This is a genomic window from Isoptericola jiangsuensis (assembly GCF_002563715.1).
GTDB lineage: Bacteria > Actinomycetota > Actinomycetes > Actinomycetales > Cellulomonadaceae > Isoptericola > Isoptericola jiangsuensis.
This window is the reverse complement of record NZ_PDJJ01000001.1, coordinates 633,394-647,703: the sequence shown is the minus strand read 5'-3', so window position 1 is coordinate 647,703 and position 14,310 is coordinate 633,394. Positions and strand designations below refer to the sequence as shown.

Sequence of the window (14,310 nt, the reverse complement as noted above, 5' to 3'; positions counted from 1 at the left end):
CCGCCCCCGCCCCGGGAACCTCCGACGACTGTGATATGACGCGCGCGAAACCGACGAAACCGGACGGTGACGACGCGCGGGACGGTCAGTCCCCGGTCACGACCACGCCCAGGGACTCCGCCAGCACCACCGCCTGCACGGCGTCCACCACCGCGCCCTCCAGCCGCGCCGACCGCGGGTCCAGGGCCGACAGGTCGCTGCCCCGCAGCACCGCGCCGCCCAGGTCCACACCGTCCAGCACGGCCCCCGACAGGTCCAGGCCCAGCAGCGTCGCGCCGCGCGCCCGCGCCTGGGACAGGTCGGCCTCCCGCAGCCGCAGCCCCTCCAGGTGCACCCCGTCCAGCACCGCCCGCCGGAGCTCCGTGAACGACCAGTCGCCCTGCACCGCCCGCAGCAGGGCGAACCGGCAGTCGTCGAACGTCGACCCGACCAGCTTGCAGCGCGCCAGCTCCGCGTCGAACAGGTCGACCCGGGAGAACCGGCACGACGTGAACGCGGAGTCCTCCCACGACGACGCGTTGAGCAGCACCCCGCGGAACGTGCACCCCGTGAAGGTCGCGCCCCGCACCCGCGCCTCGGACAGGTCGACGTCGACCAGCTCGACGCCCTCGAGCACCACGCCGTCGAGGTCCTCGTCGGACCAGTCCGCCCCGACGACCGTCCCGCCCTGCTGCGACTCCATCCGGGCACGGTAGCGCGGCCCGGCGACACCGGATCGGCGACACTGGGGCGATGAGCACCCGCCCCGCCGGACTTCTCCTCGCCCCGGGCGCCGGGGCCGACCGCGACCACCGGGCCCTGCGCGCCGTGGACGACGCCGTGAGCGCCCTCGACCCCGCCGTCGCCGTGGAGCGCGTCGACTTCCCGTACCGGACCGCGGGGCGCCGCATGCCCGACCGCGCCCCCGTCGCCGTGGCGCACGTGCGGGCCGAGGCCGAGCGGTTCGCCGCCGGGCTGGGCGTCGGCACCGGACGGCTGCTGCTCGGGGGCCGCTCCTACGGCGGGCGCATGTGCTCGATGGCCGTCGCCGAGGGCCTGCCCGCCGCCGGGCTCGTGCTGCTCAGCTACCCCCTGCACCCCCCGGGCCGGCCGGACCGGCTGCGCACCGAGCACCTCGGCGACCTCGACCTGCCCGTGCTGTTCGTCGGCGGTGACCGCGACCCGTTCGGCACCCCCGACGAGCTCGCCGAGCACACCGCGGCGATCCCGGGGCCCGTCACCCGCGTCACCCTGCCCGGCACGCACGACGTCAAGGACCTGGACGCCGTCGCCGCCGCCGTCGTGCGCTGGCTCGACACTCTCTGACGCCCCGCCCGCGCCGACGTCCCCGGTGGTGGCCACGACGCCCGTGACGGACGCCACGCCGACCCCGCTACGATGGCGGCGAACTCGCCGGGCCGCCCGGCTCCCAGCGTCGGAAGGTCCTCGTGCGCGCCGCTGCCGCCCGTACCCTGCTCACCGTCGCCCTCGCGTGCGGGCTCGCCGTGCCGTCGGCCGTCGCCGCGTCGGCAGCCGACGGCGACCTCGAGGTCTCGACCTCCGGCGTGTCCTACCACGGCCGTGACCGCGGCGCCGGTGGCGACGACCTGGTGGGGTACTCCGTCCGCAGCCTGGAGGGCTGGCGGTACGAGTGGCTGACCGAGCCTCTGCCGAACGGCCGGTCGGGGTTCGTCCCGTTCGCCGGCGCCCCCGCCGCGATGCCCGACGGCTACTGCGTCGTCTACGTCCGGGTACCCGGCGTCGGGGAGTGGAACGACGACGGCGGTGCCTGCACGGAGCCCGCCGCGTCGGCCGGCCCGCCCCCGAAGGCCGAGCCGTCCCCGACGCCGTCGGCCAGCCGGACGCCCGACCGGGACGAGGACGACCGGGAGCGCGAGGAGTCGCCGACCCCCACCCCGGAGGCCGAGCCCACGCCCACGCCCACGCCGTCCCCGTCGCCGAGCCCGAGCCCGTCCCCCTCGCCGTCCCCGTCGCCCTCGCCGAGCCGCTCGGCGACGCCGAGCCCGACACCCAGCACCTCGCCGTCCGCGGCGGCCGGCGCCGTCCGGCCCGCCGCGCTCGCGAACCGCGACGACAGCCCGCACAGCCTGCTGCTCGACGGTGACCTGTGGGCCGGCGCCGGGCTCGCGCTGGCCGCGACGGGTGTCGCGGCCGGCGGGATCGTCGCGTGGCGGTCGCGCCGCCGCACCGAGTGACCGGAGGGGTCAGCGACCCCCGGCCGGCTCCGCCGGGTACTCCGGCGGCGTCTTGCCGAGCTCGATCGCCAGCTCGCGACGCTCGGCCAGGACCTCGGCCCGCTCCTCGTCCCGCTCCGCGAGCGCCCGCTGCTGCGCGTCGGCGTCCAGGTGGTCCCAGTACAGGGTGCCGTCGAGGTGCTGGCACTCGTGGACGTAGGCGCGCGCCAGGTAGCCGGTGGCCTCGAGCTGCACGGGCGCGCCGTGCTGGTCCACACCCTTCACGCGCGCCGTCTCGCGGCGGGCCAGCGGCTCGTAGGCGCCCGGCACCGACAGGCAGCCCTCGTCCTCGGTGACGAGGTCGGACGTCTCGTCGATCTCCAGGACCGGGTTGACGACGTGGCCGACGTGCCGGTCGCCGCGGTCGTCGGTGAGGTCGTAGACGAACACCCGCAGGTCGACGCCGACCTGCGGCGCGGCGAGGCCGACGCCCTGCGCCACCTCCATCGTCGCGAACAGGTCGTCGACGAGCCGCGCCAGCTCGGGCGTGGAGAACTCCTCGACGGTGCGCGCGGGGGCGTGCAGCACGGGCTCGCCGATCTCCGTGATGCGCAGGACGCGGCCGCGCCGCGCCTCCGGCACCTGCGCCGGGTACGGGTCGACGGCCTCACCGAGGAGGTACGTGGTGGGACGTCTGCGCCCGAAGCTCCAAGCCATGCCACGAGACTAACCGGCCGTCATCCCGTGGTCTGACACGGCACCCGCCAGGATCGGACCGCGGGGCGACGCGCCCGGCCGGTGCCCGGTGGGACGGTGGGTGCCATGACCACGCTGCTGTCCGCCCGCGGGCTCTCCCTCACCTATCCCGGCTCCTCGGCCCCCGCCCTCGACGGGGTCGACCTCGACGTCGCCGTCGGGGAGTCGGTCGCCGTGACCGGTGCGTCCGGGTCGGGCAAGACGACGCTGCTGCACTGCCTCGCCGGGATCCTCTCCCCGACCGCGGGGGAGGTCACCGTGGCGACGCGCCAGGGTGCGGTGGCCCTGGGTGCCCTCGACGACGCCGGTCGTTCCCGCCTGCGCCGGGAGGAGCTCGGGTTCGTGTTCCAGCAGGGTCTGCTGCTCGACGAGCTCACCGCGCTGGAGAACGTCGCGGTGGCCCGCATGCTCGTGGGGGTGTCGCGGGCGCAGGCCGAGGCGGAGGCCGCGCAGCAGCTGGCGCACCTCGGTCTGGCCGGGCTGGAGCGGCGCCGTCTCGGCGAGCTGTCCGGCGGGCAGGCGCAGCGCGTCGCCATCGCCCGCGCGCACGTCACCGGTGCCCGCCTGGTCTTCGCGGACGAGCCGACCGGTGCCCTGGACTCCGCGACCTCCGCCGACGTCCTCGACGTCCTGCTCGCGTCCGTCGCCACGGGCCGCACCCTGGTCGTGGTCACGCACGACCCCGAGGTCGCCGCACGCTGTGCCCGCACCGTCCACCTGCGCGACGGCCGCGTCGTCGCCGACACCGCGGACGTCACCCGATGAGCCCCGACGTGCCCGGCGCCCGTCCGCCCGGGTCCCTCGCCACCGCCGTCCGCCTGGCCCCGCTGTTCCTGCGCCGCCGCGACACCGGGGTCGGCGTCCGGCTGCCCGTCGCTGCCTACGGCGTCGTCACCGCGCTGCTCGCGCTCGTCGCCGGCGGCGCGCAGAGCTTCTTCCGTGGCGACGACGACCTCGCCGCCACCTACGCGACGCTCGCCGTCATCGCGCTGGTGCTGCTCGTCGTGCCCCTGCTCACCGTCGGCGCGTCCGCGGCGCGGCTGGCGGCCCGCCGCCGCGACGACCGGCTGTCCTCCCTGCGGCTGCTCGGCGCCACGCGGGGGACCGTCACCGCCCTGACCGTGCTGGAGGCCGCCGCCGGTGCGTTCGTCGGTGCGGTCGCCGGGCTCGTCCTGTACGCCGCGACCGCTCCACTGCTCGGGCTGCTCCGGTTCCGGGGCGCTCCCCTCGGCGGCGACGTCTGGCTGCCCTGGACGTGGCTGCCGCTCGTCGTCCTGGTGGTCGTCGTGCTCGCCGCCGTCAGCGCCGCCGCGGGCCTGCGCGCCGTCGTCGTCACCCCGCTGGGGGTGCGCACCCGGCAGCGGCCCGCCACCGCCGGGTGGGTGCGTGCCGTCGTCGCCGCCGCCGTCCTGCTCGCGGGCGTCGGGTCCTCCCAGCTGCTCGGCCTCGCCGGGGAGGTCGGCGGGATCGTCCTCGTGGTCGGGGTGCTCGCCGCCGCGTTCGGTGGCATGCTGCTCGCCCTGAACCTCGCCGGCCCCTGGTGGGTCGCCGCCCGGGCCCGGCGGAGCCTGCGCCGCGCGGACGACGTCCCCCGGCTGCTCGCCGCCCGCCGCGTCCTCGACGACCCGCGAACCGCGTGGCGTCAGGTCAGCGGACTGGCCATGACGAGCTTCGTCGGGGTGTTCGGTGGCGTCGGGCTCGCCCTGTCGAACGCCACCGAGGCCTCGAACCCGCAGGAGCGGTGGCTCATGGCGGACGTCTCCACCGGGCTGCTGGTCACCATGACCGTCTCGTTCGTCATGGTCGCCTGCTCCGTCGCCGTCAACCAGGCCGCCGCCACCCTGGACCGCGCCGCCGTGCACGTCGCGATGGACCGGCTCGGCGTCCCGCCGTCCGTCATGGCCGAGGCCGCCCGCCGGTCCGTCATGTCGACCGTCTGGTCGGTGGCGGGCGGGTCCGCGCTCACCGCCGCCGTCCTCGTGTCGCCCCTGGTCGGGTTCCTCGTCTTCACGCAGCCCGTCGCGATCGGCACGTTCGTCGTCGTGTTCGCCGCCGGGGTCGGCACCGTCCGCCTCGCCGCGTCCGTCGCCGCCCGCCTCGTGCCCGACATCCTCGCCCACCCGAGCCGGGCCCTCTGACCGCGACCGTCCTGACGAGTCAGTCGATCGGCTCGCCCGCCAGCGCCCGGGCCGCCAGCCGTTCGTCCTCGCTGACCTCCCACACCTCCCACGCCGCGTGCAGCGCGAGCAGGACGATCCCGCAGCCCAGGACGAGGTCCGGCCAGCCCGAGCCCGTCCATGCCGTGACGAGGGCCATCACGATGACGGCGACGTTGACGAGCACGTCGTTGCGGGCGGACAGGAACGCCGCGCGGCTCAGGGACCCGCCACCGTGCCGCACCCGGGCCAGCAGCCACGCGGCCGTGCCGTTGACCAGCACCGCACCGACCGACGCCACCACCACGGGCACCACGGCGGGCGCCGTCGGGTCCGCGAACCGGCCCGCCACCTCCCACCCGGCGAACAGCGCCGGCACCAGGATGATCACGCTCATCGCCTTGCCCATCACCGCGCGCCGCCGCAACGGCCAGCCCAGCGCCACGAAGATCAGCACGTTCACGGCCGTGTCCTCGAGGAAGTCCACGCTGTCCGCCAGCAGCGACACCGACCCCGCGGCCAGCGCGACCCCCACCTCGACGAAGAAGTACGCGAAGTTCAGCGCGGCGACGACGGCCACCGTCCGCCGCAGCCGCCGGGCGAGGTCGTCGGTCCCGGTCACCGGGTCATCGTGGCACGGGCGCGGGCCGCGACACCGCCCCGCACCCGTCCGCGGTCACGACGGACCCGGACCACGCCGAGCCGCCGGAACGCGCCCGGCCGGGCCCGACGACCCGCCGTACAGTGACCGCGTGGGCACTGACACCGGACGCTCGCGCCCCTCCCTCACGGCCGCGCTGCGGTGGGACCTCACCGCCCGCCTCGTCCTCGCGGTCGTCGTGCCGCCCCTGCTGGAGACGACCCTGACCGGCGCGGTGTCCACGCTCGGCGCGACCGCCGCCCTCACCGCCCTCCTCGTGACGTTCGCCGACCTCGGCCCCGACCTCAGCACGGGACGCTGGCCCCTGCTCGCCGCCGTCGCGACGCCCGTCGCCGTGATCGGCGGGACCCTGCTGGCCGCGACGCCCGGCGGGGACGTCCTGTGGGCGTTCGTCCTGTTCACCGTCCACGGCGCCATGCTGCGCGCCGGCATGCCCGCCCAGCTCGCCTGGTTTCCCGTCGCGGCCGCCGGGCTCCTCGCCGCCCTGCTCGGCACCCCCGCCACCGACGTCCCCGCGGTCGCCGGCGGCACCGTCGTCGGCGCGGCCTGGGCGGCCCTGCTCACCGCCCTGGTGCCCCGGCTCCTGAGCGCACCCCGGCTCGACCTGCCCGCCGACGCCCTCCACGTCGACACCGGCCGGCTCGTGCGCATGGTCCGGCACCCCCGGTGGACCGACTGGGCGCTGCCGCTCCTGCTCGGGGGTCTCGCCGCCGCCCTCCTGCTCGTGGCCGACGCCGCCACCGACGGCTACCGCCCGTACTGGGCCGTGTTCGCCATGGTCGGCGTCCTCGGCCCCACCGCCGCCCGCACCCGCCGCTCCACCGTGCAGACCGTGCTCGCCACGACGGTCGGGATCGTCCTGGCGGTCGCGCTCACCGCCACCGGGTGGCCCGATGCCGTCGTCCTCGGCACCGCCGTCGCCGTCACGCTCGCCGGGGCGCTGCTGCTGCTCGCCTCCGGGACGCTCTCCAAGACCCTCACCACACCGCTGCCCGTGCTGCTCGCCGCCGCCGCCCTCGGCGACGACGGCGCCCTCGCGCTCCGCGCCCGGCTCGTCGAGTACCTCGTCGGCGCGGCCGTCGGGCTGGTCGCCGCCGTCGCGGTCGAGCTCCTCGCCCGCCACCTCGCGGCCCGCTCCCCCACGGCCGACGCCCCCGTCGCCTGAGCGGAGCCGCCTCGGGGTCGACCGCACCCGGGCACGCGAAAGGCCCCCGACCTGGTGGTCGGGGGCCTTCGTGACGGAGCCGCCTGCGAGAATCGAACTCGCGACCTATTCATTACGAGTGAATCGCTCTACCGACTGAGCTAAGGCGGCGCGCCCGTGACCTGGATCAGCGGGCGGCCCCACACTACCCGACGGGCACCGGTGATTCCAAAATCTGCGAGGCCCGGACGGGCGTCGCGTCCGTCACGTCGCGGCACCCGCGGAAGGCGGCACGGCCGCCGCGGACGCCGTCGACGAGGAGGTCAGCAGGTGAGGCCCTCCTCGGGGGCGGTGCCGTCGACGAGATAGTCCTCCACGGCGTCCGCGATGCAGTCGTTGGACCGGCCGTAGGCGGTGTGTCCCTCGCCATCGTAGGTGACGAGGACGCCCGAGGCGAGGGTGTCCGCCATGCCCTGCGCCCACACGTACGGCGTGGCGGGGTCGTTGGTGGTGCCGATGACGACGATCGGGGGCGCGCCGGGCGCGGTGACGTCGTAGTCGCGCTCCGCGACGGGGTACGGCCAGTCGGCGCAGGTGAGCCCGCCGTACGAGAAGAACGTGCCCACCGTGGGAGCGGCCTCCTCGATCGCGGCGGCCTCGGCGCGCATGGTCTCGACGTCGTCGCTGGAGCGCGAGTCCAGGCAGTTGATCGCGCTGAACGCCTCGGTGGAGTTGGTGCTGAAGCTGCCGTCGGCGTTGCGGTCGTTGTAGAAGTCGGCGAGGTACAGCAGGGTGTCGCCGGTGGCCGCGCTGATCGCCTCGTCGAGTGCCTGCGTGAGCACCGGCCAGCTCTGCTCCGAGTAGAGGGTGACGGCGATGCCGTAGAACGCGAGGGTCTGGGTGACGACGCGGTCCCCGCTCGTCGGGTACGGCCGGTCCAGGGCTCGGTCGAGGACGCCGCGGACCTGCTGCATGCCGTCGTCGACGCTGCCGGTGAGCGGGCACTCCTGGCCGGCCTGGCAGTCCTCCACGTAGGCGCGCAGGGCGTTCTCGAACCCGACGGCCTGCCCCTTGGACACGTCGGCGGCCTCCAGCGTGGGGTCCATCGCGCCGTCGAGCACGAGGCGGCCGGCGCGGTCCGGGAACAGCCCGGCGTAGGTGGCGCCCAGGTCGGTGCCGTACGAGAAGCCCAGGTAGTTGAGCTGGTCGTCGCCGAGCACGGCGCGCAGCATGTCCATGTCCTTCGCGGCGCTCTGGGTGTCGACGGAGCCGAGCAGGTCGCCGGTGTTCTCGGCGCAGGCCTGCGCCCAGTCGGCCGCGGCCTGGCGCATCTCCTCCAGGCCCTCGTCCGTCTCGACGTCGAACGCCGCCGAGAGGTACTCGTCCTTGCCCTCGTCGTCGTAGCAGACGACCTCGGTGGAGGCGCGCACGCCGCGGGGGTCGAACCCGACGACGTCGAACGCCTCCAGCAGCCGGTCGCCGAACGTCGTCGCGGCGGACTCCACGAACGTCGTGCCGGAGCCGCCCGGCCCGCCGGGGTTGATGAGCAGCGACCCCTGCTTCTCGCCGGTGGCGCGGGTCCGCTTGAGGTCCAGCTCGATCGTGCCGGCCTCCGGGTCGTCCCAGGACACGGGCGCCGTGGCGGTCGCGCACTCGAACCCCGACGAGCAGGACGTCCACTCCAGGTCCTGCGCATAGAGGTCCTCGAACCCGGCCGGGGCACCCGACGCGCCGGTGGGCGCCTGCGAGGTCGCCTCGTCGACCGGCGTCACGTCCTTGCCGGGGACGTCGGCGTCGCACGCGGCCAGCGTGACCAGGGCCGTCACCACGAGGGCGGCGGCCGCACCGCGTCGGGCGCGTCGCAGGGGCAGGCTCGGACGGGAGGAGGGGAAGATCACCCGGACAACCTACCGGGCGCGCTCGCACGACGACCGGCTTTCACGGAACCTCCCCGGCCTGCGCGGACGCCCCGCGTCAGCCCTGCGGTCGCAGGGCCACCGCCATCGCCTCCAGCGCGAGCAGCGGGGCGACGTTGCCCTCCAGCCGTTCCCGCGCCTCGCCGATGGCGTCCATGCGGCGGACCGTCTGCTCGGGCGTCGAGTCGCGGGCCACGGCCTGCACGGTGGCGGCGTGCTCGTCGTTGACCAGGTCGACCTCGGCGCCGAGCTGGACGACCAGCACGTCGCGGTACAGGGACAGCAGGTCGACCATCGCGCGGTCGAGGACGTCGCGCTGGCGCCGGGTGGCGCGCCGCTTCTGGTCGTCCTCGAGCTGCTTGAGCTGGGAGCGCAGGCGCGGCGGCAGGGTCTCCCCCTCCGCGACGCCGAGGGCGCGCAGCAGCTCGGCCTTCTCGACGGCGTCCCGTTCGGCGGTGTCGGCCGTGGCCTCCGCCTTGGCGACGTCCACGAGGTCCGCGGCGGCCAGGACCGCGTCGGGGACGCCGCGGATGCGGCGCGCGATCTCCAGGACCTCGCCCCGGCGCCGCCGCGCCTCCGGGTCACGGGCGAGCCGGCGGGCCAGGCCCACGTGCGACTGCGCGGCCCGGGCGGCCCGGAGCGCCAGGTCGGGGTCGACGCCGTCACGTCGCACCAGCAGGTCCGCGACGTCCTGGGCGGGCGGAACGCGCAGCGTCACGCTGCGGCACCGGGACCGGATCGTCGGCAGGACGTCCTGGGCGCTCGGCGCGCACAGCACCCACACGGTGTGCGCGGCGGGCTCCTCGACGGCCTTGAGCAGCACGTTGGTGGTGCGCTCCGCCATGCGGTCGGCGTCCTCCACGAGGATGACGCGGAACCGTCCCGCGGCCGGCGTGCGGGCCGCGGCCACGATGAGGTCGCGCACCTCGGAGACCTGGATGACGACCTTCTCCGTCGCGACGACGGTGAGGTCGGGGTGCGTGCCCGCCAGCGTCGTCGTGCAGGCGTGACAGCGCCCGCACCCGCCCGTGACGCCGTCCGTCCCGGTGCACTGGAGCGCGGCGGCGAACGCCCGCGCCGCGACCGAGCGGCCCGAGCCGGGCGGACCCGTCAGGAGCCAGGCGTGGGTCATGGCCGCGGGCTCGGTGGCGGCCCGGCGCAGCGTGGCGACGGCCTCCGGCTGCCCGACGACGTCGTCCCAGACGCTCACGGGGCGTCCCCGACCGGGCCCGGCACGCCGTCGGCCTCGCCGTCCGCGCCGACGGCCTCCGGACCGCCGTCCACCGGCTCGTCGTCGGCGCGGTCCGGACGGATCGTGCCGAGGTCCCGCACCGCCACGGCCTCGTCGACGACGGGCGTGAGGTCGAGGCGCGCGGCGAGGTCCACCCGCACCTGCGCCTGGATGTCGTCGATCGACCCGCTCGCGTCCACGACGAGCCACCGCACCGGGTCCTCCGCGGCGCGGCGCAGGAACGTGTCGCGCGCCCGCCGGTGGAAGTCGTCCCCGGCACGCTCCAGCCGGTCGGGCTCGCCGGTGAGACGCCGGGCCGCCACCAGCGGGTCGACGTCGAGCAGCACCGTCACGGCGGGCAGCAGGCCACCGGTCGCCCACAGGGACATGCCCTCGACCTCGGCCTCCGACAGCTCGCGGCCCCCCGCCTGGTACGCCACCGACGAGTCCAGGTAGCGGTCCGTGACGACGATCGCGCCACGCTCCAGCGCGGGCCGCACCAGCGAGGCGACGTGGTGCGCGCGGTCCGCGGCGTACAGCAGGGCCTCCGTGCGGGCGTCCATGTCCTCGCCGTGCTGCACCAGCCGGCGCAGCTCGACGCCGAGGGCGGTGCCGCCGGGCTCCCTGGTCGTGACGACCTCGCGGCCCGTCACCTCGGCGAGCCACCCGCCGAGCAGGCGGACGTGCGTCGTCTTGCCGACGCCGTCGCCGCCCTCGAACGAGACGAAGAACCCGGGACCGTTGCTCACGCGGACACCCTAGCCGCGCCGTCCCACAGGCGACCCCCGGACGCCCGTGCCCGACGGCGGCGCCCGTCGACCCCACGTCGTGCCGCGTCGTGCGGTGCCCCGAGATGTGATGTTCGAGACATCTCGCCCGCCGGGGCGGCGCCCGACCCCCGGGAGGACGACGATAGGAGGACCACCATCGAGGGAGGCCGACGTCATGTCCGAGCAGGCGACCACCACGACGCTCACCGAGGACGAGTGCTGGGAGGTGCTCGACGCCGGCTCCGTCGGCCGGCTCGCGACCGCCGTCGGCGGTGACCCGGAGATCTTCCCCGTGTCGTTCGGCACCGCCGCCCGCACGCTCTACTTCCTGACGAAGCCCGGCACGAAGCTGGTCGAGATGGTCGTCAACAACCGGGTCGCGTTCGAGACCGACGCGTGGGACGACGCCACCGCCACGAGCGTCGTCGTCAAGGGCGTCGCGGAGATCATCGAGTCCGACGCCGACGTCGCCGACGCCGAGTCCTCCGGTGTGGTCCCGTTCGTCCAGGACGGCAAGAACGTGTGGGTGCGGATCACGCCGACGCACGTCACCGGGCGGCGGCTGACGCGCTGATCGCCCGGGCGGTGCGCTCGAGGGCGAGCACGACCGTGCCTGCTGCGAAGTAGTCGTCGCCGTCGTCGCTGCGCGCCGCGCGCACCGCCGCCCGGACCGTCTGCGCGGCGTCCCGCACGTCGTCCGCCGCCACCTCCGCCCCGTCGGGCTCCGCGCGCAGGCCCGCCGCGGTGCGCTCGAAGGCGTCGGCCACCGCGGGCCGGACGGCCGGGCCGAACGCCACGTCGTCGCGGCCGGCCCGTTCCCACGTCATGACGTGCCGGGCCATGTCGTCGACCATCTCGGCGGCGATCTGCAACGACGACGCGCGCAGCAGCACCCGTTCCAGCGCGGCGGCGTGCCGACGCGCCCGCGTGTTCACGCGGGACGACTCGCGGCTCTGGTCGACGGCGGCCGTGGCCCGGCGCAGCACGGGGCGGATCTCGTGCCAGCGCTCCTGCCACTGGTCCTCGTCGGGGAGCTGGTCGGCGCGCAGGCCGTCGGCCAGCTCGTCGAGCTGGTCGGCCAGGATGTCGCGCAGCCGGTCGAGCTCGGCGCGCGACGGCCCCACCAGGAGCGGCGGCGCGATCAGGTTGACCCCCGTGGCCACGAGGGCGCCCATCGCCACCAGCGCAGGGAACGCCCCGGTGTAGCCGAGGACGTCGTTGCTGCCCAGGACGAGCGTGAACAGGGCGGCGTTGACCACCCAGTCCCCCAGGCCGCCCCAGCGCTTCCACCCCGCGAGCAGGGTGCCCACCCCCACGGCGGCCGCGACGGCGAGCACGCCCGGCGGGAGCGCGAAGTCGACGAGCCGGCCCAGCAGGGCCCCGACGAGGATCGCGCCCACCGCCCCCACCGCGGCGCCCGCGGACCGGACCACCGTGCTGCCGGACGCCACCACGGCGCCCAGCGGCCCGTAGTAGGCGTAGTCGGACCACGGGCCCGGCAGGGCGTAGGCCACGGCCCAGGCGATCGCCGCGGACACGGCCGCCTTGAGGGCGAGCGCCCAGCGCGGGTGACGTGCCCACAGCTCGGCGAACCGCCGCACGGGCGTCGGGCGGGTCCCGGGAGTCGTCACTCGCCCGGGTACACCACGCCGAGCTGGGCACGGGCCTCGTCGAGGATCCCCAGTACCTCCAGGGTGTCCGACCACGGCATGCGCGGGCTCTGCGTGAGCCCCGCCGCGACGCACCGCGCGACCTCGGCCGCCTCGTACGCCTTGCCCTCGCCCGCCGGCGAGGTGTACGTCCACGACGTGCCGTCGTCGTGCAGCACCTCGAACGACGTGGGCGTGAAGAACCCGCGCGGGATCTCGATGCGGCCGCGCGTGCCGATGATCCGGGCGCCCGCGTCCCCCCGCGCCGTCGACGACGTGTGCAGCAGGGCCTGCGCACCACCGGGGTACCCGAGGATCATGCCGACGTGGTCGTCCACCCCGGTCGGGGCCAGCGTGCCGCGGGCGACGAACGACTCCGGCGCGCCCAGCAGGTCGTGCGCCAGCGTGATCGGGTAGATGCCGAGGTCGAGCAGGGCGCCGCCGGCGAGCTCGGGCGCGAACAGCCGGTGGGTGGGGTCGTACGGGAAGAGCACGTCGAAGTCGGCGATGACGGTGCGGACCTCGCCGATCTCACCGCGCGCGATCGCGGCACGCAGCGCCGCGACGTGCGGCAGGAACCGGGTCCAGACGGCCTCCATGCAGAACACCCCGGCGTCGCGCGCGGCGTCGAGCAGCACCCGGGCCTCGGCCACCGACCGGGTGATCGGCTTCTCCACGAGCACGTGCTTGCCCGCCGCGATCGCGAGGAGCGCGTGCTCCAGGTGGTGCGAGTGCGGCGTCGCGACGTACACGACGTCGACGTCGTCGTCCGCGACGAGCGCCTCGTAGCTGCCGTGCACGTGCGCGCCGGGCGCGTGGGCGTCGGCGAACTCCTGGGCCTTCTCCACCGAGCGGGAGCCCACGGCGGTGACCTGTGCGGCCGTGCGGTCGCGGACGCCGTCGGAGAACGACGCGGCGATGTTGCCCGCGCCCAGCACGCCCCACCGCACGGGCGGGGCCGCCAGGAGGTCGGGGACGTCGCCGGCGAGGTCGGCGGCGGTGAGGCGCGGTGCGTAGGTGGCCGGGTCGAGGGCGGCGGTGTCGGTCATGGCCGCCACGCTACCGGGCACCCTGCGTGGCGGCGATGACGGCGTCGGCGGCCTCGCGCACGCGCACGAGCTCGGCGAAGTCGAGACCGGAGGCCGCCACCACGCGGGCGGGGACCTCCAGCGCCTCGGTCCGCAGCGCCGCACCGTCGGCGGTGAGGTGCACCTCGACGACGCGGGCGTCGGCGGCGGAGCGGCGGCGGTCGACCCGGCCCTGCTGCTCGAGGCGCTTGAGCAGCGGCGACAGCGTGCCGGGGTCGAGGTGGAGGCGGGCGGCCAGCCCGGTGACGGTGGTGGTGCGCCCGGCGCGGGCGTCGTCCCACAGGCCGAGCAGCACGAGGTACTGGGGGTGGGTGAGGCCGAGGGGTTCGAGCACGGGCCGGTAGAGCGCCACGACGGACCGCGCGGCGGCGGACAGCGCGAAGCAGACCTGCGCCTCGAGCGCGAGCGGGTCCGGTCCCAGGTCGGTGGTCATGCCGACAGCGTAGAGGATATGGTTGGGCCACCAATCATTGGTGCACCAAGCAAACCGTTGGAGAACGAGGAGCTGTCACGATGGGCCTGTTCCGCCGTCGCCCGGACGACGACCGCACCTGGGGCATGCGCCTCACCGAGACGTTCCTGCCGTTCTTCGGCCCCGCGTCCATCCGGCGCACACCCCCGAGGCCGCCGCGCCCCGAGGACCTCGCCCGCGAGGCCGCGCTGCGCAGCACGCTCCAGGTCGTGACCCGGCCCGACGGCCACACCTACGTCGTCGAGCGCCCCGCCGACCCGCAGCCCTGACCTCACCGGACCGGCGCTCCCGCG

The 14,310-nt window shown here is 75.9% G+C and carries 16 protein-coding genes and 1 tRNA gene; 7 read left to right on the top strand and 10 right to left on the bottom strand.

All coding sequences use genetic code 11. The features are described 5' to 3' along the window. Positions 1 to 85: 85 nt before the first annotated feature. Positions 86 to 682, bottom strand: coding sequence for a pentapeptide repeat-containing protein (locus ATJ88_RS02995; protein ID WP_098462546.1), 597 nt, complete (start codon positions 680 to 682; stop codon positions 86 to 88). A gap of 50 nt (positions 683 to 732) precedes the next feature. Here ATJ88_RS02995 and ATJ88_RS02990 point away from each other — a divergent pair, with 50 nt between their 5' ends. Continuing rightward, entirely contained in the window at positions 733 to 1,305 is a 573-nt protein-coding gene (locus tag ATJ88_RS02990; protein WP_098462545.1) for an alpha/beta hydrolase family protein, read from the top strand. Positions 1,306 to 1,427: 122 nt separating this feature from the next. After that, positions 1,428 to 2,195 carry a hypothetical protein gene (locus tag ATJ88_RS18530; RefSeq protein WP_211287451.1) on the top strand — a complete coding sequence of 256 codons (768 nt, stop codon included), beginning with the start codon at positions 1,428 to 1,430 and terminating at the stop codon, positions 2,193 to 2,195. Between the two features lie 9 nt (positions 2,196 to 2,204). Here ATJ88_RS18530 and def read toward each other — a convergent pair whose 3' ends face one another. Next, positions 2,205 to 2,891, bottom strand: coding sequence for a peptide deformylase (def, locus tag ATJ88_RS02980; protein ID WP_098462544.1), 687 nt, complete (start codon positions 2,889 to 2,891; stop codon positions 2,205 to 2,207). 105 nt (positions 2,892 to 2,996) lie between these two features. Here def and ATJ88_RS02975 point away from each other — a divergent pair, with 105 nt between their 5' ends. Further along, entirely contained in the window at positions 2,997 to 3,695 is a 699-nt protein-coding gene (locus ATJ88_RS02975; protein WP_098462543.1) for an ABC transporter ATP-binding protein, read from the top strand. Further along, positions 3,692 to 5,068 (top strand): FtsX-like permease family protein, encoded by a 1,377-nt coding sequence (locus ATJ88_RS02970; RefSeq protein WP_098462542.1) that lies wholly within the window; start codon positions 3,692 to 3,694, stop codon positions 5,066 to 5,068. Before ATJ88_RS02975 ends, ATJ88_RS02970 begins: the two co-directional genes overlap by 4 nt. Before the next feature lie 19 nt (positions 5,069 to 5,087). On the opposite strand, the gene ATJ88_RS02965 is transcribed toward ATJ88_RS02970, so the two are convergent. Next, positions 5,088 to 5,708 carry a cation efflux transmembrane domain-containing protein gene (locus ATJ88_RS02965; RefSeq protein ID WP_098462541.1) on the bottom strand — a complete coding sequence of 207 codons (621 nt, stop codon included), beginning with the start codon at positions 5,706 to 5,708 and terminating at the stop codon, positions 5,088 to 5,090. Positions 5,709 to 5,838: 130 nt separating this feature from the next. Between ATJ88_RS02965 and ATJ88_RS02960 the strand changes: the two genes are divergently transcribed. Next, positions 5,839 to 6,912 (top strand): FUSC family protein, encoded by a 1,074-nt coding sequence (locus ATJ88_RS02960; RefSeq protein WP_098462540.1) that lies wholly within the window; start codon positions 5,839 to 5,841, stop codon positions 6,910 to 6,912. Between the two features lie 77 nt (positions 6,913 to 6,989). On the opposite strand, the gene ATJ88_RS02955 is transcribed toward ATJ88_RS02960, so the two are convergent. The 4 genes from ATJ88_RS02955 to tmk form a co-directional block, all read right to left on the bottom strand. After that, positions 6,990 to 7,062 (bottom strand) — tRNA-Thr (locus ATJ88_RS02955). Between the two features lie 152 nt (positions 7,063 to 7,214). Next, positions 7,215 to 8,789 carry an alpha/beta hydrolase gene (locus ATJ88_RS02950; RefSeq protein WP_245852092.1) on the bottom strand — a complete coding sequence of 525 codons (1,575 nt, stop codon included), beginning with the start codon at positions 8,787 to 8,789 and terminating at the stop codon, positions 7,215 to 7,217. Between the two features lie 76 nt (positions 8,790 to 8,865). Further along, positions 8,866 to 10,017 (bottom strand): DNA polymerase III subunit delta', encoded by a 1,152-nt coding sequence (locus ATJ88_RS02945; RefSeq protein WP_098462539.1) that lies wholly within the window; start codon positions 10,015 to 10,017, stop codon positions 8,866 to 8,868. After that, entirely contained in the window at positions 10,014 to 10,787 is a 774-nt protein-coding gene (tmk, locus tag ATJ88_RS02940; RefSeq protein ID WP_098462538.1) for a dTMP kinase, read from the bottom strand. The genes ATJ88_RS02945 and tmk overlap by 4 nt, the downstream gene beginning before the upstream one ends. Before the next feature lie 196 nt (positions 10,788 to 10,983). Between tmk and ATJ88_RS02935 the strand changes: the two genes are divergently transcribed. Further along, on the top strand, positions 10,984 to 11,382 hold the full coding sequence (locus ATJ88_RS02935; protein ID WP_098462537.1) for a pyridoxamine 5'-phosphate oxidase family protein: 399 nt from the start codon (positions 10,984 to 10,986) through the stop codon (positions 11,380 to 11,382). Here the strand turns inward: ATJ88_RS02935 and ATJ88_RS02930 are convergent. From ATJ88_RS02930 to ATJ88_RS02920, 3 genes are read right to left on the bottom strand one after another with little or no spacing between them, the layout of a single operon-like run. Then, positions 11,357 to 12,439: an aromatic acid exporter family protein gene (locus ATJ88_RS02930; protein WP_141538598.1), complete on the bottom strand. Its 1,083-nt coding sequence runs from the start codon at positions 12,437 to 12,439 to the stop codon at positions 11,357 to 11,359. The two genes, ATJ88_RS02935 and ATJ88_RS02930, sit on opposite strands and share 26 nt — an antisense overlap. Further along, positions 12,436 to 13,506: a Gfo/Idh/MocA family protein gene (locus ATJ88_RS02925; protein ID WP_098465079.1), complete on the bottom strand. Its 1,071-nt coding sequence runs from the start codon at positions 13,504 to 13,506 to the stop codon at positions 12,436 to 12,438. The genes ATJ88_RS02930 and ATJ88_RS02925 overlap by 4 nt, the downstream gene beginning before the upstream one ends. 10 nt (positions 13,507 to 13,516) lie before the next feature. Then, positions 13,517 to 13,978, bottom strand: a complete 462-nt coding sequence (locus ATJ88_RS02920) for a MarR family winged helix-turn-helix transcriptional regulator (protein WP_098462535.1) — start codon at positions 13,976 to 13,978, stop codon at positions 13,517 to 13,519. Between the two features lie 80 nt (positions 13,979 to 14,058). On the opposite strand from ATJ88_RS02920, the gene ATJ88_RS02915 reads away from it, so the two are divergent. Then, a complete protein-coding gene (locus tag ATJ88_RS02915) occupies positions 14,059 to 14,286 on the top strand; it encodes a hypothetical protein (protein ID WP_098462534.1) in 228 nt (75 codons plus the stop codon). The last annotated feature ends 24 nt before the right edge of the window (positions 14,287 to 14,310 follow it).